The organism is Streptomyces sp. NBC_01460 (assembly GCF_036227405.1).
Taxonomy (GTDB): domain Bacteria; phylum Actinomycetota; class Actinomycetes; order Streptomycetales; family Streptomycetaceae; genus Streptomyces.
In genome coordinates this window covers 1,626,292-1,649,690 of record NZ_CP109473.1, presented here as the reverse complement: position 1 = coordinate 1,649,690, position 23,399 = coordinate 1,626,292, and the positions used below count along the sequence as shown (strand labels likewise).

At 69.5% G+C, this 23,399-nt stretch carries 19 protein-coding genes and 1 pseudogene; 14 read left to right on the top strand and 6 right to left on the bottom strand.

All coding sequences use genetic code 11. The features are described 5' to 3' along the window. Window position 1: 1 nt before the first annotated feature. Window positions 2–793 carry an MIP/aquaporin family protein gene (locus OG488_RS07310; protein ID WP_329227007.1) on the bottom strand — a complete coding sequence of 264 codons (792 nt, stop codon included), beginning with the start codon at window positions 791–793 and terminating at the stop codon, window positions 2–4. 264 nt (window positions 794–1,057) lie between these two features. Then, window positions 1,058–1,822 carry an IclR family transcriptional regulator gene (locus OG488_RS07305; protein WP_329227006.1) on the bottom strand — a complete coding sequence of 255 codons (765 nt, stop codon included), beginning with the start codon at window positions 1,820–1,822 and terminating at the stop codon, window positions 1,058–1,060. 240 nt (window positions 1,823–2,062) lie between these two features. On the opposite strand from OG488_RS07305, the gene metH reads away from it, so the two are divergent. The 3 genes from metH to OG488_RS07290 all read left to right on the top strand — a co-directional run bounded on the left by metH (window position 2,063) and on the right by OG488_RS07290 (window position 8,315). After that, window positions 2,063–5,575 carry a methionine synthase gene (metH, locus tag OG488_RS07300; RefSeq protein WP_329227004.1) on the top strand — a complete coding sequence of 1,171 codons (3,513 nt, stop codon included), beginning with the start codon at window positions 2,063–2,065 and terminating at the stop codon, window positions 5,573–5,575. Between the two features lie 140 nt (window positions 5,576–5,715). Next, a complete protein-coding gene (locus OG488_RS07295) occupies window positions 5,716–6,414 on the top strand; it encodes an HAD family hydrolase (protein ID WP_329227003.1) in 699 nt (232 codons plus the stop codon). A 308-nt stretch (window positions 6,415–6,722) separates the two neighbouring features. Continuing rightward, window positions 6,723–8,315 carry an ABC transporter substrate-binding protein gene (locus OG488_RS07290; RefSeq protein ID WP_329227001.1) on the top strand — a complete coding sequence of 531 codons (1,593 nt, stop codon included), beginning with the start codon at window positions 6,723–6,725 and terminating at the stop codon, window positions 8,313–8,315. Between the two features lie 84 nt (window positions 8,316–8,399). On the opposite strand, the gene OG488_RS07285 is transcribed toward OG488_RS07290, so the two are convergent. After that, entirely contained in the window at window positions 8,400–9,071 is a 672-nt protein-coding gene (locus tag OG488_RS07285; protein WP_329227000.1) for a response regulator transcription factor, read from the bottom strand. Window positions 9,072–9,080: 9 nt separating this feature from the next. After that, window positions 9,081–9,926, bottom strand: a complete 846-nt coding sequence (locus OG488_RS07280) for a RecB family exonuclease (RefSeq protein ID WP_329238489.1) — start codon at window positions 9,924–9,926, stop codon at window positions 9,081–9,083. A 170-nt stretch (window positions 9,927–10,096) separates the two neighbouring features. Here OG488_RS07280 and OG488_RS07275 point away from each other — a divergent pair, with 170 nt between their 5' ends. The 3 genes from OG488_RS07275 to OG488_RS07265 all read left to right on the top strand — a co-directional run bounded on the left by OG488_RS07275 (window position 10,097) and on the right by OG488_RS07265 (window position 13,093). Next, window positions 10,097–11,347, top strand: coding sequence for a site-2 protease family protein (locus OG488_RS07275; protein WP_329238487.1), 1,251 nt, complete (start codon window positions 10,097–10,099; stop codon window positions 11,345–11,347). A gap of 42 nt (window positions 11,348–11,389) precedes the next feature. Further along, window positions 11,390–12,298, top strand: a complete 909-nt coding sequence (locus OG488_RS07270) for a tRNA (adenine-N1)-methyltransferase (RefSeq protein WP_329226998.1) — start codon at window positions 11,390–11,392, stop codon at window positions 12,296–12,298. 198 nt (window positions 12,299–12,496) lie between these two features. Next, window positions 12,497–13,093: a hypothetical protein gene (locus OG488_RS07265; RefSeq protein WP_329226997.1), complete on the top strand. Its 597-nt coding sequence runs from the start codon at window positions 12,497–12,499 to the stop codon at window positions 13,091–13,093. A gap of 25 nt (window positions 13,094–13,118) precedes the next feature. Here the strand turns inward: OG488_RS07265 and OG488_RS07260 are convergent, their stop codons facing one another. Continuing rightward, a complete protein-coding gene (locus OG488_RS07260; RefSeq protein WP_329226995.1) occupies window positions 13,119–13,430 on the bottom strand; it encodes a ferredoxin in 312 nt (103 codons plus the stop codon). Between the two features lie 241 nt (window positions 13,431–13,671). Here OG488_RS07260 and arc point away from each other — a divergent pair, with 241 nt between their 5' ends. The 6 genes and pseudogenes from arc to prcA all read left to right on the top strand — a co-directional run bounded on the left by arc (window position 13,672) and on the right by prcA (window position 19,507). Then, entirely contained in the window at window positions 13,672–15,438 is a 1,767-nt protein-coding gene (gene arc / locus OG488_RS07255; protein ID WP_329226993.1) for a proteasome ATPase, read from the top strand. Window positions 15,439–15,668: 230 nt separating this feature from the next. Beyond that, the gene (gene dop / locus OG488_RS07250; protein WP_329226992.1) at window positions 15,669–17,180 is read left to right on the top strand and encodes a depupylase/deamidase Dop; all 1,512 of its coding nucleotides are present in this window, start codon (window positions 15,669–15,671) and stop codon (window positions 17,178–17,180) included. Between the two features lie 120 nt (window positions 17,181–17,300). Next, the gene (locus OG488_RS07245; RefSeq protein WP_073751996.1) at window positions 17,301–17,519 is read left to right on the top strand and encodes a ubiquitin-like protein Pup; all 219 of its coding nucleotides are present in this window, start codon (window positions 17,301–17,303) and stop codon (window positions 17,517–17,519) included. Window positions 17,520–17,637: 118 nt separating this feature from the next. Further along, window positions 17,638–17,815: pseudogene (locus tag OG488_RS07240) on the top strand (endonuclease domain-containing protein); the annotation flags it as partial. Then, the gene (prcB, locus tag OG488_RS07235; RefSeq protein ID WP_329226989.1) at window positions 17,767–18,612 is read left to right on the top strand and encodes a proteasome subunit beta; all 846 of its coding nucleotides are present in this window, start codon (window positions 17,767–17,769) and stop codon (window positions 18,610–18,612) included. The pseudogene OG488_RS07240 and the gene prcB, both read left to right, overlap by 49 nt. Before the next feature lie 55 nt (window positions 18,613–18,667). Further along, window positions 18,668–19,507 (top strand): proteasome subunit alpha, encoded by an 840-nt coding sequence (gene prcA / locus OG488_RS07230; RefSeq protein WP_329226987.1) that lies wholly within the window; start codon window positions 18,668–18,670, stop codon window positions 19,505–19,507. A gap of 59 nt (window positions 19,508–19,566) precedes the next feature. Here the strand turns inward: prcA and OG488_RS07225 are convergent, their stop codons facing one another. Continuing rightward, the gene (locus OG488_RS07225) at window positions 19,567–20,595 is read right to left on the bottom strand and encodes a LacI family DNA-binding transcriptional regulator (protein ID WP_329226986.1); all 1,029 of its coding nucleotides are present in this window, start codon (window positions 20,593–20,595) and stop codon (window positions 19,567–19,569) included. Window positions 20,596–20,724: 129 nt separating this feature from the next. Between OG488_RS07225 and OG488_RS07220 the strand changes: the two genes are divergently transcribed. After that, on the top strand, window positions 20,725–21,984 hold the full coding sequence (locus tag OG488_RS07220; protein ID WP_329226984.1) for an MFS transporter: 1,260 nt from the start codon (window positions 20,725–20,727) through the stop codon (window positions 21,982–21,984). Between the two features lie 9 nt (window positions 21,985–21,993). Beyond that, the gene (pafA, locus tag OG488_RS07215; protein WP_329226983.1) at window positions 21,994–23,355 is read left to right on the top strand and encodes a Pup--protein ligase; all 1,362 of its coding nucleotides are present in this window, start codon (window positions 21,994–21,996) and stop codon (window positions 23,353–23,355) included. Window positions 23,356–23,399 lie beyond the last annotated feature (44 nt).

The following is a 23,399-nucleotide window of genomic DNA, read 5'->3' as shown; positions in this document are numbered from 1 at the left end:
CTCAGGCGAAGGCGAGGTTGTAGAGCCCGCCGGCCAGTGCGGCCCCGATGAGCGGTCCTACCACCGGTACCCAGGCGTAGCCCCAGTCCGACCCGCCCTTGTTCGGCAGAGGCAGAAGCGCGTGCACGATCCTCGGGCCGAGGTCGCGCACCGGGTTGATCGCGTAGCCGGTCGGGCCGCCGAGCGACAGACCGATCCCCACGACCACCAGCGCGGTGATCAGGGCGCCCAGGGCGCCGAGGCCGTTGCCCTCGTCGTTGAGGCCCTGGGTGAGGATCGCCAGGACCAGGACGAACGTGGCGATGACCTCCGTGACGACGTTCTGCACCGCGTTCCGGATCTCCGGCCCGGTGGTGAAGACGCCGAGCACGGGGCCGGCCTTCGGCGCCGACGCCTGGTCGACCATGCCTTCCTCGGCCGGCTGGTCCTTCACGATCTCGGGATCGGTGAGGTGCGCGTGGAACTGTCCGTAGTAGACGGCCCAGACGAGCACGGCACCGATGATCGCGCCGAGCAGCTCGGAGGCGAGGTACAGGGGGACATCGCTCCACGCGGTGCCGCCCTGGATCGCGAGGCCGATCGTGACCGCGGGGTTGAGGTGAGCTCCGGACACGCCGGAGGCGATGTAGGCGCCCGTCAGCACGGCGAAGCCCCACCCGAAGGTGATGGCCAGCCAGCCGGCGTTCTGCGCCTTTGAGCGCTTGAGCGTGACGGCGGCACAGACACCGCCGCCGAGCAGGATGAGTATGGCGGTACCGATGGTCTCGCCGATGAAGATGTCGGAGCTGGACACCGCGACTCCTTTGTCCTTCGTCCAGGGGAAGGCGAAACACCGGGTCCCTCCGGTGGATCGCGCCCTAGGTGGGTACCCGTGAGAAGCGGGGCACATCACCTGTGTAGGGCTTGACCGGCCCTCGGCACTGTCACACCCTAACGCGTATTGCCGTTAGGTGTTCGGCAATGCCGACCGGTGAGCGGCAATGTTTCTCCCTGAAGGGGGGTGCGTCAAGGGGTGTGTGACGCGCGACTCGATCGTTACGACGTCGCGGGGGCGGGCTCAGAAGCGCCCGGCGCCCAGATCCCGGGAGACGGCGCGGGCGCAGTCCCGCACCGCGGCGACGAGCTCGGGCCGCAGTTCGCCGCCCGCGCAGACACGCTCCACGGCACCCGTCACGGCCACGGCGCCGACCGGCATCCTGCGCCGGTCGTGGATGGGGGCGGCCACCGCCGCCACGCCCTCCCAGGTCTCCTCGACATCGGCCGCCCAGCCCTGCGCCCGGATCAGGTCGAGCAGCGACTCGAACTCCTCCTCGCCCGTCACGGTGCGCGGGGTGAAGGAGCGTCGCTCCACCTCGGTGGCCTCGCTGTGCGCGACCGGGTCGTAGGCGGCGATCACCTTGCCGAGGGCCGTGGAGTGCAGCGGCTGCATGGCGCCGACCTCGAGCACCTGGCGGCTGTCGTCCGGGCGGAAGACGTGGTGGACGATCAGGACGCCGTGCTGGTGGAGCACGCCCAGGTGGACGCTCTCGCCGCTGGAGCGGGCCAGGTCGTCCGTCCACACCAGTGCGCGGGCCCGCAGTTCGTGCACGTCGAGATAGCTGTTGCCCAGGCGCAGCAGCTCGGCGCCGAGCTGGTAGCGGCCGGACGCGGCGTCCTGCTCGACGAAGCCCTCGTGCTGGAGGGTCCGCAGAATGCCGTGCGCGGTACCTTTGGCCAGACCCAGCGACGACGAGATGTCGGACAGGCCGAGCCGACGCTCGCCGCCCGCCAGCAGACGCAGCATCGCGGCTGCCCGCTCGAGCGACTGGATGTTCTTCGCCATCGCGCCGTACTCCTCCACCTCGGTTCGACAATGCTGAACACTATCGGTCGATGCCGACCTCTGTCCGGTGGCGCGAAAATTATGCGTCACGGCGCGAGCGGGCCTGTTCCCCGCACAGCATGCAGTCCGTCCCGTGGGACGCGATGACCGGCCCGGGCGCCTCCCGGCTACGCTGGCCGCGTGCCCCTCTCCGCAGAAGGGCGCAAAGCCGACAGCCGTCGCATCCCAGGGAGAACATCCATGGCCTCGTCGCCGACCCCCTCAGCTGACAGCCGGAACCGAGCCCGAGCGCTCCGTGAGGCGCTCGCCACCCGGGTGGTGGTGGCCGACGGTGCGATGGGCACCATGCTCCAGGCCCAGGACCCCACCCTCGAGGACTTCGAGAACCTCGAAGGCTGCAACGAGATCCTGAACGTCACGCGCCCCGACATCGTCCGCTCGGTGCACGAGGAGTACTTCGCGGTCGGCGTGGACTGCGTCGAGACCAACACGTTCGGGGCCAACGCCTCCGCCCTGGGTGAGTACGACATCCCCGGCAGGATCCACGAGCTCTCGGAAGCCGGCGCGAGGATCGCCCGCGAGGTCGCCGACGGCTTCACCGAGTCCACCGGACAGCAGCGCTGGGTGCTCGGCTCCATCGGACCCGGCACCAAGCTGCCGACGCTGGGCCACGCCCCGTACACCGTCCTGCGCGACGGCTTCCAGCAGAACGCCGAGGGTCTGATCGCCGGCGGCGCCGACGCGCTGATCATCGAGACCACGCAGGACCTCCTGCAGACCAAGGCCGCCGTGCTGGGTGCGCGGCGCGCCCTGGAGGCGATGGGCAGCGACCTCCTGGTGCTGTGCTCCCTCGCCTTCGAGACGACGGGCACCATGCTGCTCGGCTCCGAGATCGGCGCCGCGCTGACCGCCCTCGAACCGCTCGGTGTCGACATGATCGGCCTGAACTGCTCGACCGGCCCCGCGGAGATGAGCGAGCACCTGCGCTACCTCACGCGCCACTCCCGGATCCCGCTGCTCTGCATGCCGAACGCCGGGCTGCCCGTCCTCACCAAGGACGGGGCGCACTTCCCGCTCGACGCCGAGGGCCTGGCCGACGCCCAGGAGACCTTCGTCCAGGAGTACGGCCTCTCCCTCGTCGGAGGCTGCTGCGGTACGACACCGGAGCACCTGCGCCGGCTCGTCGAGCGGGTACGCGGCTCCGAGCTCACCCCCCGCGATCCGCGCCCCGAGCCGGGCGCCGCCTCGCTCTACCAGACCATCCCGTTCCGCCAGGACACCTCGTACCTCGCGATCGGCGAGCGTACGAACGCCAACGGGTCCAAGAAGTTCCGCGAGGCCATGCTCGACGCCCGCTGGGACGACTGCGTGGAGATGGCCCGTGACCAGATCCGCGAGGGCGCGCACATGCTCGACCTCTGCGTCGACTACGTGGGGCGCGACGGGGTCGCCGACATGGAGGAGCTGGCCGGCCGTTTCGCCACCGCCTCGACCCTGCCGATCGTCCTCGACTCCACCGAGCTGCCCGTCCTGCGCGCCGGCCTGGAGAAGCTCGGCGGCCGAGCGGTGCTCAACTCCGTCAACTACGAGGACGGCGACGGTCCCGAGTCACGCTTCGCGAAGGTCGCCGGGCTGGCCTCCGAGCACGGCGCCGCGCTGATCGCGCTGACCATCGACGAGGAGGGCCAGGCCCGCACCGTCGAGCACAAGGTCGCCATCGCCGAGCGGCTGATCGAGGACCTCACCACCAACTGGGGCATCCACGAGGCGGACATCCTCATCGACTGCCTGACCTTCACCATCTGTACGGGGCAGGAGGAGTCCCGCAAGGACGGGATCGCGACGATCGGCGCCATCCGCGAGCTGAAGCGCCGCCACCCCGACGTCCAGACCACGCTGGGCCTGTCCAACATCTCCTTCGGCCTGAACCCGGCCGCCCGCGTCGTCCTGAACTCCGTCTTCCTGGACGAGTGCGTGAAGGCGGGGCTGGACTCCGCCATCGTGCACGCCTCCAAGATCCTTCCGATCGCCCGGCTGGAGGAGGAGCAGGTCAAGGTCGCCCTCGACCTCGTGTACGACCGCCGCGAGGAGGGCTACGACCCCCTGCAGAAGCTCATGGAGCTCTTCGAGGGCGTCAACATGAAGTCGATGAAGCAGGGCAAGGCCGAGGAGCTCTTGGCCCTGCCGCTGGACGAGCGGCTCCAGCGCCGCATCATCGACGGCGAGAAGAACGGCCTGGAGACCGACCTCGACGAGGCGCTGCAGACCAGGCCCGCGCTCGACATCGTCAACGACACCCTCCTGGAGGGCATGAAGGTCGTGGGCGAGCTCTTCGGCTCGGGCCAGATGCAGCTGCCCTTCGTGCTGCAGTCCGCCGAGGTCATGAAGAGCGCGGTGGCCTACCTCGAACCGCACATGGAGAAGACCGACGACGACGGCAAGGGCACCATCGTGCTGGCCACGGTCCGCGGTGACGTCCATGACATCGGCAAGAACCTGGTCGACATCATCCTGTCCAACAACGGCTTCAACGTGGTCAACCTGGGCATCAAGCAGCCCGTCTCCGCGATCCTGGAAGCCGCCGAGGAGCACCGTGCCGACGTCATCGGCATGTCCGGCCTCCTGGTGAAGTCCACCGTGATCATGAAGGAGAACCTGCAGGAGCTCAACCAGCGCAAGATGGCGGCCGACTACCCGGTCATCCTCGGCGGCGCCGCCCTGACCCGGGCCTACGTCGAACAGGACCTCCACGAGATCTACGAGGGCGAGGTCCGCTACGCCCGCGACGCCTTCGAGGGCCTGCGGCTCATGGACGCCCTCATCGCCGTCAAGCGCGGGGTCCCCGGGGCCAGCCTGCCCGAGCTGAAGCAGCGCAGGGTGCCCAAGCGGGACGCCCCCGCGGCGGAGGTCGTGGAGCCCGAGGAGGGCGTGCGTTCCGACGTCTCCGTCACCAACCCGGTTCCCGAGCCGCCGTTCTGGGGCACCCGGGTCGTCAAGGGCATCCAGCTCAAGGAGTACGCCTCCTGGCTGGACGAGGGCGCCCTCTTCAAGGGCCAGTGGGGCCTCAAGCAGACCCGCGCCGGTGACGGACCGACGTACGAGGAGCTCGTCGAGCAGGAGGGCCGGCCCCACCTGCGCGGCTGGCTCGACAAGCTCCACACGGAGAACCTGCTGGAGGCCGCCGTCGTCTACGGCTACTTCCCCTGCGTCTCCAAGGGCGACGACCTGATCCTCCTGCACGAGGACGGCTCGGAGCGCACCCGCTTCACCTTCCCCCGCCAGCGCCGCGGCCGCCGCCTCTGCCTCGCGGACTTCTTCCGTCCCGAGGAGTCGGGGGAGACGGACGTCATCGGACTCCAGGTCGTCACGGTCGGTTCGAAGATCGGCGGGGCCACCGCCGAGCTCTTCGAGTCGAACTCCTACCGCGACTACCTGGAGCTGCACGGGCTGTCCGTGCAGCTGGCCGAGGCGCTCGCCGAGTACTGGCACGCACGGGTCCGCAGCGAGCTCGGCTTCGCCGGCGAGGACCCGTCCGACGTCGAGGACATGTTCGCGCTGAAGTACCGAGGGGCCCGCTTCTCCCTGGGGTACGGGGCCTGCCCCGACCTGGAGGACCGGGCGAAGATCGCCGAGCTGCTGGAGCCCGAGCGGATCGGGGTGAAGCTCTCCGAGGAGTTCCAGCTGCACCCCGAGCAGTCCACGGACGCGATCGTCATCCACCACCCCGAGGCGAAGTACTTCAACGCACGGTAGGGATCCGTTCAACGCGCGGTAATCCTCCACTCCGCGCGCCGTGCGGGCACGAGTCGTAGACTGGTCGGTCCAGTGCAGGCCGGTCGCCGTTCCCACCGGGACGGCGGCCGGCCTTCTCGTCCCTCATGGAGGTGTGCCGGATGACCAGTACGGTCCCCGCGTCCCTGACCCGCACGGCCGAAGGGTCGGCGCTGCAAGCGGTCCTTCTCGACATGGACGGCACACTGGTCGACACCGAAGGCTTCTGGTGGGACGTGGAGGTCGAGGTCTTCGCCGACCTCGGTCACCGGCTCGACGAGGCATGGCGCGACGTGGTCGTCGGCGGCCCGATGACCCGGAGCGCCGGGTACCTCATCGAGGTCACGGGCGCCGGCATCGGCATCGAGGAGCTCACGGTGCTGCTCAACGACCGCTTCGAGAAGCGCATCGGGCGAGGTGTCCCGCTGATGCCGGGCGCCGCCCGGCTGCTCGCCGAGCTCGCCGCGCACGAGGTGCCCACCGCCCTCGTCTCCGCCTCGCACCGACGCATCATCGACCGCGTCCTGGACTCCGTGGGACGCCACCACTTCGCGCTCACCGTCGCCGGGGACGAGGTGACGCGCACCAAGCCCCACCCCGAGCCCTACCTCGCGGCCGCGGCGGGCTTCGGTGCGGACCCCTGGCGCTGTGCGGTCATCGAGGACACGGCGACGGGGGTCGCCGCCGCGGAGGCCGCGGGGTGCCGCGTCGTCGCCGTCCCGTCCGTGGCGACGATCGCCCCCGCGCCGGGAAGAGTGGTCGTGCCCTCGCTGGAGCAGGTGGACCTGGCCTTCCTGCGGGGCCTGATCACGGCTGAGTGACCGCTGATGCACTGAGGGTGTTTCTCATGAATCAGGTCCATGTCAATGCGATCGGCACCCCGGGCGTGTGACTTCCCTCACTGAACGCGCTGTTCGGGCGCGCCCGGGGTGGACGCGCATGCCCGTTTCGTCAACCCCATACGTCCGGTTTCATGAGGTCGTGCACGAAACATTCTTGAGCCCTACATGGACAACCCGTCATCAGTGATCACCGAGTGGATACGCGGCCGGACGGCACCGGTCAAGCCCCCCTGCGACGCCTACTAATCTCAGTTTTCTCACATGCCGGACTGAGGGAGAACGTCCAGATGAACCGCAAGACGCTGGTGCTGCCGGCCGTAGTGGGCCTGCTCGCGCCCGTGCTCGCCGCCTGTGGCGGGTCGGACGACGGGGGCGATGCCATCGTGGTGGGGACGACGGACCAGTTCATCGCCTCGAAGGACAACCCGGCACCGCTCGACCCGGCCATCGGCTACGAGGCGGGCGTGTGGAACGTGCTGCGCCAGACCGTGCAGACCCTGACCCACATACCGAAGGGCGGCAGCGAGCCGGTGCCCGAGGCGGCCGAGAGCTGCGCCTTCACCGACACGGAGAACGAGAGCTACCGCTGCACGCTGCGCAGCGGACTCACCTTCGCCGACGGCACCGCGGTCACCCCGGAGGACGTGAAGTACTCCATCCAGCGGGTCATCGACATCAAGGACGAGAGCGGCCCGGTCGGCCTGCTCTCCAACATCGACACGATCGAGACCAAGGGCGAGAACGAGGTCGTCTTCCACCTGCGCACCCCGGACGCGACCTTCCCCTACAAGCTGGCCACGCCGCCCGCCGGCATCGTCCAGAAGGACAAGTACCCGGCGAAGTCCGCGCGCGAGGGCTTCCAGGTCGACGGCTCGGGCCCCTACACCATGGAGCCCGAGGTCGAGGGCGGCCAGGTCGTCAAGGTGGTCTTCACCAGGAACCCGAAGTACAAGGGCGACCTGAAGATCAAGAACGAGAAGGTCGAGCTCGACCTCTTCCCCGACGCCGCGGCGATGGGCAAGGCCCTCGACGACAAGAAGATCGACATGATGACGCGCACCATGTCGCCCGAGCAGGCGCAGCAGATGCTGGAGGAGCCGAAGGACGGCGTCAAGCTCACCGAGATGCCCGGCCTCGCCATCAGCTACCTCGGCTTCAACACCGAGGACCCCACGGTCAAGGACAAGGCCGTACGCCAGGCGATCGCGCAGGTCATCGACCGCGGCCCCATCGCGAGCAAGGTGTACGGCAGCACGGCCGAGCCGCTGTACTCGCTGATCCCGTCCGGTATCACCAGCCACACCAACTCGTTCTTCAACAAGTACGGTGAGCCCAGTGTCTCCGCGGCCGCGCAGACCCTGGACAAGGCCGGCATCAGCACTCCGGTGAAGTTCACGCTGCACTACACGACGGACCACTACGGCCCCGCCACCAAGGCGGAGTTCGAGATGCTGGCGAAGCAGCTCAACGACTCGAAGCTCTTCCAGGTGGACATCCAGGGCACGCCGTGGGACAAGTTCCGCCCCGCCCAGAAGAAGGGTGAGTACGCGGTCTACGGCATGGGCTGGTTCCCCGACTTCCCGGACGCGGAGACCTACACCGCGCCGTTCCTCGACGACGACAACTTCCTCAACTCGCCCTACCGGTCGACCCTCGCCACAGGGACGCTCATCCCGGAGTCCCGCCGCGAGGCCGACCGCAGCGCGGCGACCCCGACCTTCGAGAAGCTCCAGGACATCGTTGCCACCGACGTCCCCGTGCTCCCCGTCTGGCAGGGCAAGCAGTACGTCGCCTCGCTCGAGGGGCTGAGCGGCGTGGAGTGGTCCGTCAACTCCTCGGCCGACCTCCAGCTCTGGGAGCTGGGCCGCGGCGATTCCTGACGCGGAACCTCCTGAGAACCGGCGCGGGCCGGGGCCGAATCGAATCGGCCCCGGCCCGCGCCGGTTCTCGTCCCTCGCCCGGTCTCACTGGGCGCCGGGACGCACCAGCCCGCTCTCGTACGCGTAGACGGCCGCCTGCACACGGTCGCGCAGACCCAGCTTCGTCAGCACGTGCCCCACATGCGTCTTGACCGTCGTCTCGCTCACGAACAGATCGGCCGCGATCTCCGCGTTCGACAGACCGCGCGCCACCAGCTTCAGCACCTCCAGCTCACGCTCGGTGAGGGTGTGCAGGGCGTCCGGAACGGGCTCCTCGCCCGACGGCAGGTGGTCGGCGTACTTGTCGAGCAGCCGGCGCGTGATGCTCGGCGCCAGCATGGCCTCGCCCGCGGCCACCACCCGGATGGCCTGCACCAGCTCGTCGGCCGGCGCGTCCTTCAGGAGGAAGCCGCTGGCACCGGCGCGCAGCGCCTCCACCACGTACTCGTCGAGGTCGAACGTCGTCAGCACCAGGACCTTCGCCGGTCCGTCCCTGCCGGGGCCCGTGATCTGGCGGGTCGCCTCGACCCCGTCCATCCGGGGCATCCGGATGTCCATGAGGACGACATCGGGCTGCAGCGCCCGCACCTGGTCGATGGCCTGCAGACCGTCACCGGCCTCACCGACCACCGCGAGATCGCCTTCCGCCTCCAGGATCATCCGGAAGCCGGTGCGCAGCAGCGGCTGATCGTCGACGAGCAGGACGCGGATAGCCACGTGATCTCCTTAAGGGCCCTCGAGGGCCACCGGTAGGCCGGCCTCGGACCGGGCCGGCTCCATTCTGCCCTGCACAGCCTCCACCGGTTCGGCCGGGCGCACGGACAGCGGATAGACCGGGGGAGTCCCGCCGAACTCCGGACAGACCGCCCGGTGGTCGCACCAGCCGCACAGCTTCGTCGGCCGGGGCCGCCACTCGCCCGTCTCGGTGGCGAGCCGGATCGCCTCCCACAGCGCGAGCAGCTTGCGCTCCACCCGCTCGAGGTCGGCGGGAACGGGGTCGTACGTCAGCACGTCCCCGCTGCCGAGATAGACCAGCTGGAGCCGGCGCGGCACCACGTTCCTCAGGCGCCACACCACCAAGGCGTAGAACTTCATCTGGAACAGGGCGCCCTCGGCGTACTCCGGGCGCGGGGCCTTGCCCGTCTTGTAGTCCACGATGCGGACCTCGCCCGTCGGCGCCACGTCGACGCGGTCGATCACCCCGCGCAGCCGCAGCCCCGAATCCAGCTCCGTCTCGACGAACAGCTCCCGCTCGGCCGGCTCCAGGCGGGTCGGGTCCTCCAGCGAGAACCACCGCTCCACGAGCCGCTCCGCCTCGCCCAGCCACCCCGCGAGCCGCTCCCCCTCGGGATCCCCCTCGAACAGCTCCGTGAGCTCGGGCTTCGACTCGAGCAGCCGGTCCCACTGACCGGGGATCAGGGCCTTCGCCCTGGGCGCCGTACGGTCCGCCGCGGGGGCGTCGAACAGCCGCTCCAGCACCGCATGCACCAGCGTGCCCCGGGTAGCAGCCTCACTGGGCTTCTCGGGCAGCCTGTCGATCACCCGGAAGCGGTACAACAGAGGGCACTGCATGAAATCGTTCGCGCGCGAGGGCGACAGGGACGAGGGTGGCTGAGGCGGGCGCGGTACGGACGTCATGCCGAAGACCCTACGGCCCGCCACCGACACCCAGCGGCATACCATCGACGACAGAGCTCGCACACAGCATGATCGTGGCAGAAGCCACCGACCGGAGGGACCCCGTGGACGAGAGCGGCGACAGCGGGCGCCCGCAGCCCGGCGCAGGGGGCACGGACCCCGGCACCGGACCGAAGAAGGGCAAACCGCGACGCCCGGCGGAGCCCGGCGGCGGCCTCCTCATGGGCCGTCCCTTCGGTGTGCCGGTGTACGTGGCACCCAGCTGGTTCGTCGTCGCGGCTCTGATCACCTGGGTCTTCGGCGGTCAGCTCGACCGCGTCCTGCCGGAGCTCGGAGGCGTCCGCTACCTGGTCGCGCTCTTCTTCGCGATCGCCTTCTACGCCTCCGTACTGGTCCACGAGCTGGCCCACACCGTCGCCGCCCTGCGCTACAAGCTGCCGGTGCGCCGCATCCAGCTCCAGTTCTTCGGCGGCGTCTCCGAGATCGAGAAGGAGTCCGAGACCCCCGGCCGCGAGTTCGTCCTCGCCTTCGTCGGACCCCTGCTCTCCCTCGTGCTCGGCGGCCTCTTCTACGTCCCGCTCCAGTTCGTCGAGGCGGGCACCGTCCCCGGCGTGCTCCTCGCCGGACTGATGATCTCCAACCTCATCGTCGCGGCCTTCAACCTCCTGCCCGGCCTGCCGCTGGACGGCGGACGCATGCTCCGCGCCGTCGTCTGGAAGATCACGGGCAAGCCCATGAGCGGCACCGTCGCGGCCGCATGGGTCGGCCGCGGCCTGGCCGTCACCGTCCTCATCGGGCTGCCCCTCCTCACCCACACCGGCGCCCTCGGCAACGCCACCACCGAGATCAGCGGCGTGGAGACCGTCACCGACGCCCTGCTCGCCGCGATCCTCGCCGGGATCATCTGGACCGGCGCCGGCAACAGTCTGCGGATGGCGCGCCTCCGCGAACACCTCCCCGACCTGCGGGCCCGCACCCTCACCCGGCGCGCCGTGCCCGTCGAGTCCGCCACCCCGCTCTCCGAGGCGCTGCGGCGCGCCAACGAGGCGGGCGCCCGCGCGCTGGTCGTCGTCGACGGACACGGCAGCCCCAAGGGCGTGGTGCGGGAGGCGGCCATCGTCGGCGTCCCGGAGCACCGCAGGCCCTGGGTGGCCGTCAGCGGTCTCGCCCAGGACCTCACCGAGGGTATGAAGGTCCCCGCCGAACTCGCGGGTGAGGCACTCCTGGACCGGCTGAAGGCGACCCCCGCGACCGAGTACCTGGTCGTCGAGGACACCGGCGAGATCTACGGCGTCCTCTCCACCGCCGACGTCGAGCGCGCCTTCGTCAAGGCCATGGCCCGCCCGTCGGCCTGACACCCCGGAAAGCGGCCCCCGAAATACCGGTAGGCTGGTCACATGTCCGAACCGACCGGTGCCGCCCGCCGTCGCGGCCCATTCACAGTCGGGGACCAGGTCCAGCTCACCGACCCCAAGGGACGCCACTACACCTTCACGCTCGAAGCCGGAAAGAACTTCCACACCCACAAGGGTTCTTTCCCGCACGACGAGCTGATCGGTGCTCCCGAGGGCAGTGTTGTCCGTACCACGGGAAACGTCGCCTACCTCGCGCTGCGCCCCCTGCTCCCCGACTACGTCCTGTCCATGCCCCGCGGTGCCGCCGTGGTCTACCCGAAGGACGCGGGCCAGATCCTCGCCTTCGGTGACATCTTCCCCGGCGCGCGCGTCGTCGAAGCCGGCGTCGGCTCGGGTGCGCTCAGCACCTTCCTGCTGCGCGCCATCGGCGAGCAGGGCATGCTGCACTCCTACGAGCGCCGCGAGGACTTCGCCGAGATCGCCCAGCAGAACGTCGAGCGCTACTTCGGCTCCCCGCACCCCGCCTGGCAGCTCACCGTCGGCGACCTCCAGGACAACCTCTCGGACACCGACGTCGACCGCGTCGTCCTCGACATGCTCGCCCCGTGGGAGTGCCTCGAGGCCGTGTCCAAGGCCCTGGTGCCCGGCGGCATCCTCTGTGCGTACGTCGCGACCACGACCCAGCTCTCGCGGACCGTCGAGTCCATCCGCGAGATCGGCTGCTTCGCCGAGCCGCAGCCCTGGGAGTCGATGATCCGCAACTGGCACGTCGAGGGTCTGGCCGTCCGGCCCGACCACCGGATGATCGGCCACACCGGCTTCCTCGTCACCGCCCGCCGTCTCGCGGACGGCGTCACGCCGCCGCCGCGCCGCCGCCGCCCCTCCAAGGGCGCCTACGGCGACGACTACGACGGTCCCGGCAGCCGGAGCGGATCCGCCCCCCGCGACTGACGTCGCGCAACGAGCAGGCGCCGTCGCCGAGTTCCCGGACCGACCCGGGAGCCCGGCGGCGGCGCCTTTCCGCTGCCCGCACGCACCCCGGCGTTCCCCTCGGGTGTGAGGTGTGGCACGATGCTGGCCACCCCCCGCCCGCCGACGTCCGCTCGGCACCGCCTATCCAGGCTCCAGGAACCACAGGAGACATACCGCGTGCAGACCTCCGCGCTCCCGGACCTCGCGCACACCGACGCCAAGCCGGTGCACTGGCTCGCCACGGCGACGGCGATGGCCGCGGTCGTCGCCGCCGCGGGGCTGCTCCAGCCCGAAGCGGCCACCGCCACGGCCTCGGCGTCCGAACACCACGTGACCGCACCCCACAGCGGGGTGCCCGCGGCGGCGGCCCCCGATCCGGCCGGAGTCACCTTCCCGCTCGACTGCGGCGCCGCGGGGCGGACCGTGGCCGACAGCGCCCACGGCGACCTCGACGGGGACGGCGGGCCCGAGACCGTGGCCGTCGTCCGCTGCGCCGCGGGGTCCGGCACCCCGCCCAGCGGCATCTACGTCGTGACGCAGCAGAGCGGGGCCGCACCCAGGGTCGTGGCGACCCTGGTGGACCCCGCTCAGCAGCTCAACGTCACCGACTTCACCGTCCGGGACGGAAAGATCTCGGCCACGCTGCTCGGCTACTCCTCGGCCGACGTGCCACGCTGCTGCCCCGACGAGCTGGAGAACGCCGCCTGGCAGTGGAAGGGCGACGCCTTCATCAAGACCGTCGGTCCCGCCGGGAGCACGGCACAGGGCGTCTGAGCACCTTCGGCCCCACCCGCGGCCGTCACGCCGCGTCCGGCCCGAAGACTTCCACGTTGTCCGAAACGCGACGTACATGGATGCAGTCGCCCGGGCATTCCTTGGCCGAATCCACCACGTCCTGGAGGAGGGGCAACGGCACCGGGGTGGTGGCGCCCTTGTCCTGGAGGAGCTCGTCCTCGGAGCTCTTCACATAGGCGAGACCGTCGATGTCCAGCTCGAACACCTCAGGTGCGTACTGCACGCAGATGCCGTCGCCCGTACAGAGATCCTGGTCGATCCAGACCTCGAGATCCTGCGTGTCGCTGTCGCCCGGAGCGTCCTGCTGCACGGTCATGTGTCCTGCCGTTCCCTGCGTATCTGCACCAATTGAAGCCAGCCCTGACGGGTGTTGAACGCTTCGACGATACAACCGGCTGCTTTCCGGTGCCGAAGGGTGGGTATTCCCTTGGCGTGAGGGAGAGCGCAAGGGTGAAGATCGGACACACTCCCGGGTCTTTGTGATCTAGGGGTTTCAATCATCACCCACCCAGGTAGGGTCAGGAAGCGTCCAGCTCCCCTTGGAGGAGGTGAGGACCGTGGCAGCCCACGACGACGACATCAACCGCGGCATCCGGCCCGGGCGGGGGTCAGAAGACCCAGCCGGCCAGGTTGCCTATCTCGAGCAGGAAATCGCCGTCCTGCGACGTAAGCTCGCCGACTCTCCGCGTCATACGAGGATTCTCGAAGAGCGGATCGTCGAGTTGCAGACCAACCTGGCAGGCGTGTCCGCGCAGAACGAGCGGCTCGCCAACACGCTCCGGGAGGCCCGCGACCAGATCGTGGCCCTCAAGGAGGAGGTCGACCGGCTCGCACAGCCGCCGGCCGGCTTCGGTGTCTTCCTGCAGGCCAACGAGGACGACACCTGCGACATCTTCACCGGGGGCCGCAAGCTCCGGGTGAACGTCAGCCCCAGCGTCGAGCTCGAAGGCCTCCGGCGAGGCCAGGAAGTCATGCTCAACGAGGCGCTCAACGTGGTCGAGGCCATGGAATTCGAGCGGGCCGGGGACATCGTCACCCTCAAGGAGATCCTCGAGGACGGCGAGCGCGCCCTGGTCGTCGGGCACACCGACGAGGAACGGGTGGTGAGGCTCGCCGAGCCGCTCCTGGACATCACCATCCGTCCCGGCGACGCCCTCCTGCTCGAACCCAGGTCCGGCTACGTCTACGAAGTGGTCCCCAAGAGCGAGGTCGAGGAACTCGTTCTCGAAGAGGTCCCGGACATCGACTACAACAAGATCGGCGGTCTGGGCGACCAGATCGAACTGATCCGCGACGCGGTCGAGCTCCCGTACCTCCATCCGGACCTCTTCAAGGAGCACGAACTGCGTCCGCCGAAGGGCATCCTGCTCTACGGCCCTCCGGGCTGCGGCAAGACCCTGATTGCCAAGGCCGTCGCCAACTCGCTGGCCAAGAAGGTCGCCGAGGTCACCGGACAGCCCGCGGGGAAGAGCTACTTCCTCAATATCAAGGGCCCCGAGCTCCTCAACAAGTACGTCGGTGAGACCGAGCGGCACATCCGTCTGGTCTTCCAGCGTGCCCGGGAGAAGGCGAGCGAGGGCACCCCCGTCATCGTCTTCTTCGACGAGATGGAATCCCTCTTCCGCACCCGTGGTTCCGGTGTCAGCTCGGACGTGGAGAACACCATCGTCCCCCAGCTGCTCGCCGAGATCGACGGTGTGGAGGGCCTGGAGAACGTCATCGTCATCGGTGCCTCCAACCGTGAGGACATGATCGACCCCGCGATCCTGCGGCCCGGCCGTCTCGATGTGAAGATCAAGATCGAGCGTCCGGACGCGGAGGCGGCGAAGGACATCTTCGCGAAGTACCTCACGCCCTCGCTGCCGCTGCACTCGGACGACCTGGCCGAGCACACCGGATCGAGGGAGGCCGCCGCCCACGCGATGATCCAGTCCGTCGTGGAGCGGATGTACACCGAATCGGAGGAGAACCGCTTCCTCGAGGTCACCTACGCCAACGGTGACAAGGAAGTCCTGTACTTCAAGGACTTCAACTCCGGAGCGATGATTCAGAACATCGTGGACCGGGCAAAGAAAATGGCCATCAAGGCATTCCTCGAGCAGGGCCAGAAGGGCCTGCGCGTCTCCCATCTCCTCCAGGCGTGCGTGGACGAGTTCAAGGAGAACGAGGACCTGCCCAACACCACGAACCCGGACGACTGGGCCAGGATTTCCGGAAAGAAGGGTGAGCGGATCGTCTTCATCCGCACGCTCGTCACCGGAAAGCAGGGCGCGGACACCGGTCGCTCCATCGACACGGTGGCGAATACCGGACAGTACCTGTAAATCGCAGACCGGCTGCGGATGCCCGGCAGGGTATCCGCAGCCGGCCGTTTTCCCGGCAGGTCCGGCCACACACCCGAACAATGACGTAATTGATCTCCCCACCGGCGCGGAGGCGCTCTAGGCTCTGCCGTACCGCCGAGTCGCGCAGTGCAGGGGACGGGCACCGCGGACCAGCAGCGGTACTTGAGCGTCGCTCCCGGACGGGAGCGACGCCGGGCAAGGAGGGCCGCATGACCGTACGGCGAGTAATGGGCATCGAGACGGAGTACGGGATCTCCGTTCCCGGTCAACCCAACGCCAATGCCATGCTCACCTCGTCCCAGATCGTCAACGCCTACGCGGCGGCGATGCACCGGGCGCGCCGCGCCCGCTGGGATTTCGAGGAGGAGAATCCGCTGCGCGACGCGCGAGGCTTCGACCTCGCCCGTGAGACCGCGGACTCCAGCCAGCTCACCGACGAGGACATCGGCCTGGCCAATGTCATCCTCACGAACGGTGCGCGGCTGTACGTCGACCACGCGCACCCCGAATACAGCTCACCGGAGATCACCAACCCGCTGGACGCGGTGCTCTGGGACAAGGCCGGCGAGCGGGTGATGGCGGAAGCGGCGGAACGGGCCGCCGCGATCCCGGGCGCCCAGCCGATCCACCTCTACAAGAACAACACCGACAACAAGGGCGCGTCCTACGGCACGCACGAGAACTACCTGATGAAGCGGGAGACCCCCTTCTCGGACATCGTGCGCCACCTGACGCCGTTCTTCGTCTCCCGCCAGGTCGTGACCGGCGCCGGCCGCGTCGGCATCGGCCAGGACGGCCATGAGCACGGCTTCCAGATCAGCCAGCGCGCCGACTACTTCGAGGTCGAGGTCGGCCTCGAGACCACGCTCAAGCGCCCCATCATCAACACCCGCGACGAACCGCACTCCGACGCCGAGAAGTACCGCAGGCTGCACGTGATCATCGGCGACGCGAACCTCTCCGAGATCTCGACCTACCTGAAGCTCGGCACCACCTCGCTGGTCCTGGCCATGATCGAGGACGGCTTCATCAAGGTCGACCTGGCCGTCGACCAGCCCGTCCGTACCCTGCACCAGGTCTCCCACGACCCGACGCTCAAGCAGCTGGTCACGCTCCGTAGCGGCCGGACACTCACCGCGGTGCAGCTCCAGATGGAGTACTTCGAGCTGGGCCGCAAATACGTCGAGGAGCGGTACGGGGCGGACGCCGACGAGCAGACCAAGGACGTCCTGGCGCGCTGGGAGGACACCCTGAACCGCCTGGAGAACGATCCGATGAGCCTGTCGGGCGAGCTGGACTGGATCGCCAAGCGGGAGCTCATGGAGGGCTACAGGCGCCGTGACGGCCTGGACTGGGACGCCCCGCGCCTGCACCTCGTGGACCTCCAGTACGCCGACGTGCGGGCCGACAAGGGCCTGTACAACCGTCTGGCGGCCCGCGGGAAGATCAAGCGGCTGCTCGACGAGAGCGACGTCGAGCGGGCCCGTACGAAGCCGCCCGAGGACACCAGGGCCTATTTCCGGGGCCGCTGCCTGGAGCAGTACGCGGACGACGTGGCCGCGGCCTCCTGGGACTCGGTCATCTTCGACCTGCCCGACCGTGACTCGCTGCAGCGGGTGCCCACGATGGAACCGTTGCGCGGTACACGTGCTCACGTCGAGGGGCTCCTGGACCGCTGCCGCACAGCGGAAGAGCTGGTCCGGACGCTCACGGGGGGCTGAAAGGCGCTCCGGCTGGGAATCAATCAGATGACCTCCGGACGTTGAGGAAAGTACCGGGCCAATGTCGGACCCCGTAGGTAGGGTCTGATCAAGTGCTTCGAACCGAGCGGGGTGAGCTATATGGCGACCAAGGACACCGGCGGCGGACAGCAGAAGGCGACGCGTTCCACCGAGGAGACCGAGGAGCAGGCGCAGGAGGCGCAGGCGTCCGAGGACCTCGCGGAGCGGCAGGAGAAGCTCAGCGACGACGTGGACGACGTCCTCGACGAGATCGACGACGTACTCGAGTCCAATGCCGAGGACTTCGTTCGATCATTTGTTCAAAAGGGCGGCGAGTAACAGCCCGGAGATCCGGTCCGGACCGCTCGCCGACGAGTCGGCTCAGTCGGCCGGCGCCTTCCGTGGGATGCCCCGGCCACACCGGGGCATCCCACGGAAACGCTTCTGGTCCCGGGATCATGTTGATCACCGTCACAGGGCGGGTAGGGTCCGTGGCGTACTGCTTCAACTGCAATTCGGCCATCGGCAAGTTGGGGGATGATCCTGACTCCTTGCGCAGGGCCATCGCATACCTGGAGGGAAACGCGTGGAAGCCAACACTCGTAGCACCGGGCGTCTACCAGCTGCCTTCCTGACGCCGGGTTCGTCGTCGTTCATGGACTTCCTGTCCGACCACTCACCCGAGATCCTTCCCGGCAACCGCAGCCTGCCGCCGCTGCAGGGCGCCATCGAGGCGCCGCACGGCACGACCATCGTCGCGGCCTCGTTCCCCGGTGGAGTGGTGCTCGCCGGTGACCGGCGGGCGACCATGGGGAACATGATCGCGCAGCGCGACATCGAGAAGGTGTTCCCGGCCGACGAGTACTCGGCGGTGGGCATCGCCGGCACGGCGGGGCTCGCCGTGGAGATGGTCAAGCTGTTCCAGCTGGAACTGGAGCACTTCGAGAAGGTCGAGGGGGCCACGCTCTCCCTCGAGGGCAAGGCCAACCGCCTCTCCACGATGATCCGCAGCAATTTGGCGATGGCCATGCAGGGTCTGGCGGTCGTCCCGCTGTTCGCCGGGTACGACGTCGACCGCGAGAAGGGCCGGATCTTCTCGTACGACGTCACCGGTGGCCGTTCCGAGGAGCGCGGCTACGCGGCCACCGGCTCCGGCTCGGTCTTCGCACGCGGGTCGATGAAGAAGCTGTTCCGCGACGACCTGACGGAGGAGCAGACGCTCACCCTGGTCGTGCAGGCGCTCTACGACGCCGCCGACGACGACTCGGCGACCGGTGGCCCGGACGTGGCCCGCCGGATCTACCCGATCGTCACCGTCATCACCGACGAGGGCTTCCGCAGGCTGGACGACGCGGAATCCTCGGAGATCGCGCGCGCGATCCTGGAGCGCCGGCTCGAGCAGCCCGACGGCCCCCGTGCCGCGCTGCTCTGACCGGTCCGATGCCTCTCCGATGCACTCGTCACTGACAGAAAGGGACGGATAGCCGGTGTCGACGCCGTTCTATGTCTCACCCCAGCAGGCCATGGCCGACCGGGCGGAATACGCCCGGAAGGGCATCGCCCGTGGTCGCAGCCTGGTTGTGCTGCAGTTCGCCGACGGCATTGTGTTCGTCGGCGAGAACCCGTCCCGCGCGCTGCACAAGTTCAGCGAGATCTACGACCGGATCGGCTTCGCCGCCGCCGGCAAGTACAACGAGTACGAGAACCTCCGGATCGGCGGGGTCCGCTACGCCGACCTGCGGGGGTACACCTACGACCGTGACGACGTGACGGCCCGTGGCCTGGCCAACGTCTACGCGCAGACGCTCGGCACCATCTTCTCCAGCGCGGCCGAGAAGCCGTACGAGGTGGAGCTCGTGGTCGCCGAGGTCGGGGCCGGACCCGAGGGCGACCAGATCTACCGGCTGCCGCACGACGGGTCCATCGTGGACGAGCACGGCTCGGTCGCGGTCGGCGGGAACGCCGAGCAGATCAGCACCTTCCTCGACCAGCGCCACCGTGACGGGATGTCGCTCGCGGAGGCACTGAAGCTGGCCGTGCAGGCGCTGTCCCGTGAGGCCAACGGGAACGAGCGGGAGATCCCCGCGGAGCGGCTCGAGGTCGCGGTCCTGGACCGCACGAGGCCGCAGCAGCGCAAGTTCAAGCGGATCGTCGGCCGGCAGTTGACCAGGCTGCTGGACGCGGACGGCGCGGGGGCCACCCCGACGGACGCCCCGTCCGACACCGAGGAGCCCGAGGGCGGCAGCACCCCGGCCGCCGGTACCGACACCCCGGGGAAGGACTCGGACGGTCCTTCCGGCGCTTCGGGCGAGACCACTAAGGAATAGCCCCGGGCAGAGCTCATGACGGAGCCTCCGGCCGCCTCGCGCGGCGGCCGGAGGCTCCGTCACGTGGTGGGCGGGGGAGCGGTGGAACCGCGTGCCACCAGGGTGACCGGAAGGTCGTGGTGGGCCGCCGGGCGGCCTTCCAGGACGTCGAGCAGCGCCGTCATGCCCCGCTCGCCCACCTGTTCGGCCGGGAGGCGCACCGTGGTGAGCTCGGGTTCCACGGCCGTGGCGAGCGCCAGGTCGTCGAAGCCGGTCACCGAGATGTCGTCGGGCACCCGCAGCCCCCGTCGGCGCACCGCCTTGCAGGCGCCGGCGGCCAGGATGTCGTCGTCGCAGACGATCGCCGTAGGCAGGGGGCCGGGAGCGGCCAGGACCGCCTCGGCCGCCTCGCGCCCCGACCGTACGTCCAGCGGGGCGGTCACGGTGCGCAGGACCGTGCCGGGGACCTCTCCCACGGCTTCCCGCAGCGCCCTGGCGCGCACCGCGAAGGTCCAGGTGTCCACGGCGGACGCGAGGTGCACGATCCGGCGGTGGCCCAGCCCCAGCAGATGGTCCGTCACCTGGCGCATGCCGTCCGCGATGTCGAGATTGACGCGCGCCGCGGCGCCGCGGTCCCCGGGGTCGCTGTCCAGCATCACCAGTGGCAGTTCCGCGCCCCTCAGGGCTCCCAGGGCGTCCGCCGCCATGGACGAGGCGATCACCCCGTCGAGCGCCGCACGGGCCGAGGCGAAGGGGTCCCTGGCGGGGCCGGTGCCGTCGGGGGACGGGTAGAGGACCACGCCGAAGTCGTGCTCCGCGGCGACGGCCGCCGCGCCCGTGTACACCCGTGCGAAGAACTCGTTGGTGAGGGCGGGGACGACGAGGAGCGCCGTGCGGGTGCGGCCCATGCGGAGGCTGCGAGCGGCGAGATTCGGCCGGTAGTCGAGGTCCCGGGCGCTGTCGCGGACCCGTTCGGCGGTCGTGGCGGACACGCGGCCCTGCCATTTCCCGCCGAGCACGAGCGAGACCGTGGCCTGCGAGACGTCCGCGGCCCGTGCCACGTCACGGCTGGTGGGCCGGGGTGGGGCGGGCTGCCGCGCGCTGCTCACTCGTGCCTCCGTGCTGGGCCGGTCGGATGCGGCGGGATGGACTCCCGGCCTGCCCACATGGTACGTATGACCAGCGACGTTATACGTAAAACCCCGAGGCTGCGACACCGGCGGGGGAGAGGGGCGGACATGGCCGCGGGATATCTGGACATCCTCAGGACGCGGCATGCCGCCCGGCTGCTGGCGGGGACGCTCGTGGGGCGGCTGCCGAACGGCACCGCCCACATCGCGATCGTGCTGTTCACCCGGGCCGAGGGCGGCAGCTACACCCTGGCCGGCGCTCTCGCGGCGGCCTACGGCCTCGCCACGGCGGTGGGGCAGCCCCTGCTCGGCCGGGCCGTGGACCTGTACGGCCAGCCGCGCGTCCAGCTCCCCGCGGCGGTCGTCTCCGCCCTCGGCATGGCCGCGCTGGCCCTGGTGGGCCTCGGCCCGCTCCCCGCGGCCTACGCGGCGGTCGTCGTGGCCGGCCTGTTCACGCCCCCGCTGGAGGGCGGGCTGCGCGCCCTGTGGCCGACGGTCCTCGGCAGGGAGGACCGGGTGCACCGGGCGTACGCCATGGACGCGGTGGCCCAGGAGGTCATGTTCACCGTGGGACCGCTCCTCGTGACGGTCCTGGTGTCGCTCCGATCGCCCGCCGCCGCCCTCCTGGTCATCAACGCCATCGGGGTGCTGGGGGCGCTGTCCGTCGTCCTGTCCGAGCCCTCCAGGACCTGGCGCTCGGCGCCGCGCGAGGCCCACTGGCTCGGCGCCCTGCGCTCCCGGGGTCTGCTCGCCCTGCTGGGTGCCTTCTTCTTCGTCGGGCTCGCCCTCGGCTCGATCACGGTGGCCGGCGTCGCCTACGCCGACGACCACGGACGGGAGTCCGTGTACGGCTGGCTGATGGCCGCGCTCGGCCTCGGCGCGCTGATCGGCGGAGCGGTGTACGGGGCGCGGCAGTGGGCGGGTGCGCCCGAGCGCAGGCTGCGGGTCATCGTCGCGCTGCTGGCGCTGGGCTATCTGCCGCTGATGCTGACGCCCGGTGTGCCCGCCATGACCGCGCTGGCGGCCCTCGCCGGGGTCTTCCTGGCCCCGGCGATCGCGTGCTCGTTCATCGTCGTGGACCGGCACGCGCCGCGGGGCACGGTGACCGAGGCGTTCTCCTGGCTCGTGACGACCTTCGGGGTGGGCGCGGCGGCCGGAACGGCGGTGGCCGGCCCGGCCGTCGAGCTCGGCGGCACGGCGTGGAGTTTCGCCGTCGCGGGGGCCGGTGGAGTGGCGGCCCTGCTGGTCCTGCTGGCCACCGGAAGGGTCCTCGCAGCTCCCGGGCGTACGCCCGCGGTCGTGGCCGGTTCGGAAAATGATCGAAACGGTGCCGCCGAACCCGGTTTCAGCTCAGGCCATAAGGCGTAATGTTCAGTCATGGACCGCCGCATTTTCGGGCTGGAGAACGAGTACGGCGTCACGTGCACGTTCAGGGGACAGCGCCGACTGTCACCTGACGAAGTGGCGCGCTACCTCTTCCGCCGTGTTGTGTCATGGGGCCGCAGCAGCAATGTCTTCCTGCGGAACGGCGCCCGCCTCTACCTCGACGTGGGATCGCATCCGGAATACGCGACACCCGAATGCGACAACGTGACCGAGCTGGTCACGCACGACAAGGCGGGCGAGCGCATTCTCGAAGGCCTGCTCGTCGACGCCGAACGCCGCCTGCACGAGGAGGGAATCGCGGGCGACGTCTATCTCTTCAAGAACAACACCGACTCGGCCGGAAACTCCTACGGGTGCCACGAGAACTACCTCGTGGCCCGGCACGGGGAATTCTCCCGGCTCGCGGACATCCTCATTCCGTTCCTCGTGACCCGTCAGCTCATCTGCGGTGCCGGCAAGGTGCTGCAGACGCCCCGCGGAGCCGTCTACTGCGTGAGCCAGCGGGCCGAGCACATCTGGGAGGGCGTCAGTTCCGCGACGACGCGCTCCCGTCCGATCATCAACACCCGTGACGAGCCGCACGCCGACGCGGAGCGGTACCGCCGCCTCCACGTCATCGTCGGTGACTCCAACATGTCCGAGACGACCATGCTCCTCAAGGTCGGTGCCACCGACCTCGTGCTGCGCATGATCGAGGCGGGCACGGTGATGCGCGACCTGACCCTGGAGAACCCGATCCGGGCCATCCGCGAGGTCAGCCACGACATCACGGGCCAGCGGAAGGTGCGCCTGGCCAGCGGCCGCGAGGCTTCGGCCATCGAGGTCCAGCGCGAGTACTACGAGAAGGCCGTCGACTTCGTCGAGCGCCGCGGCATCCGCACCGGCACCGTCGACCAGGTCCTCGAGCTGTGGGGCCGCACGCTGGACGCCATCGAGGCCGAGGACCTCGACCGGATCGGCACCGAGATCGACTGGGTCATGAAGTACAAGCTCATCGAGCGGTACCGGGCCAAGCACAACATGACCATGTCGAATCCGAGGGTCGCTCAGATAGACCTCGCCTACCACGACATCCACCGGCGGCGCGGGCTCTACTACCTCCTGGAACGCAAGGGCCAGGTCGCCCGCATCTGCAACGACCTGAAGATCTTCGAGGGCAAGTCGGTGCCCCCGCAGACGACCAGGGCGCGCCTGCGCGGCGATTTCATCCGCCGCGCCCAGGAGCAGCGACGGGACTTCACCGTCGACTGGGTCCACCTCAAGCTCAACGACCAGGCGCAGCGCACCGTGCTGTGCAAGGACCCCTTCCGTTCCGTCGACGAGCGGGTGGAGAAGCTGATCGCGGGCATGTGATCCGGGACGGAGACGTCCCACCCCGTATGCGACCGGGCCCCGTA

Excerpts from the sequence above, each read along its gene's own strand:
- OG488_RS07305 (WP_329227006.1), bottom strand. The coding sequence starts at position 1,822 with ATGGCGAAGAACATCCAGTCGCTCGAGCGGGCAGCCGCGATGCTGCGT.
- metH (WP_329227004.1), top strand. The coding sequence starts at position 2,063 with ATGGCCTCGTCGCCGACCCCCTCAGCTGACAGCCGGAACCGAGCCCGA.
- OG488_RS07295 (WP_329227003.1), top strand. The coding sequence starts at position 5,716 with ATGACCAGTACGGTCCCCGCGTCCCTGACCCGCACGGCCGAAGGGTCG.
- OG488_RS07290 (WP_329227001.1), top strand. The coding sequence starts at position 6,723 with ATGAACCGCAAGACGCTGGTGCTGCCGGCCGTAGTGGGCCTGCTCGCG.
- OG488_RS07280 (WP_329238489.1), bottom strand. The coding sequence starts at position 9,926 with ATGCAGTGCCCTCTGTTGTACCGCTTCCGGGTGATCGACAGGCTGCCC.
- OG488_RS07270 (WP_329226998.1), top strand. The coding sequence starts at position 11,390 with ATGTCCGAACCGACCGGTGCCGCCCGCCGTCGCGGCCCATTCACAGTC.
- OG488_RS07260 (WP_329226995.1), bottom strand. The coding sequence starts at position 13,430 with ATGACCGTGCAGCAGGACGCTCCGGGCGACAGCGACACGCAGGATCTC.
- dop (WP_329226992.1), top strand. The coding sequence starts at position 15,669 with ATGACCGTACGGCGAGTAATGGGCATCGAGACGGAGTACGGGATCTCC.
- OG488_RS07245 (WP_073751996.1), top strand. The coding sequence starts at position 17,301 with ATGGCGACCAAGGACACCGGCGGCGGACAGCAGAAGGCGACGCGTTCC.
- OG488_RS07220 (WP_329226984.1), top strand. The coding sequence starts at position 20,725 with ATGGCCGCGGGATATCTGGACATCCTCAGGACGCGGCATGCCGCCCGG.
- pafA (WP_329226983.1), top strand. The coding sequence starts at position 21,994 with ATGGACCGCCGCATTTTCGGGCTGGAGAACGAGTACGGCGTCACGTGC.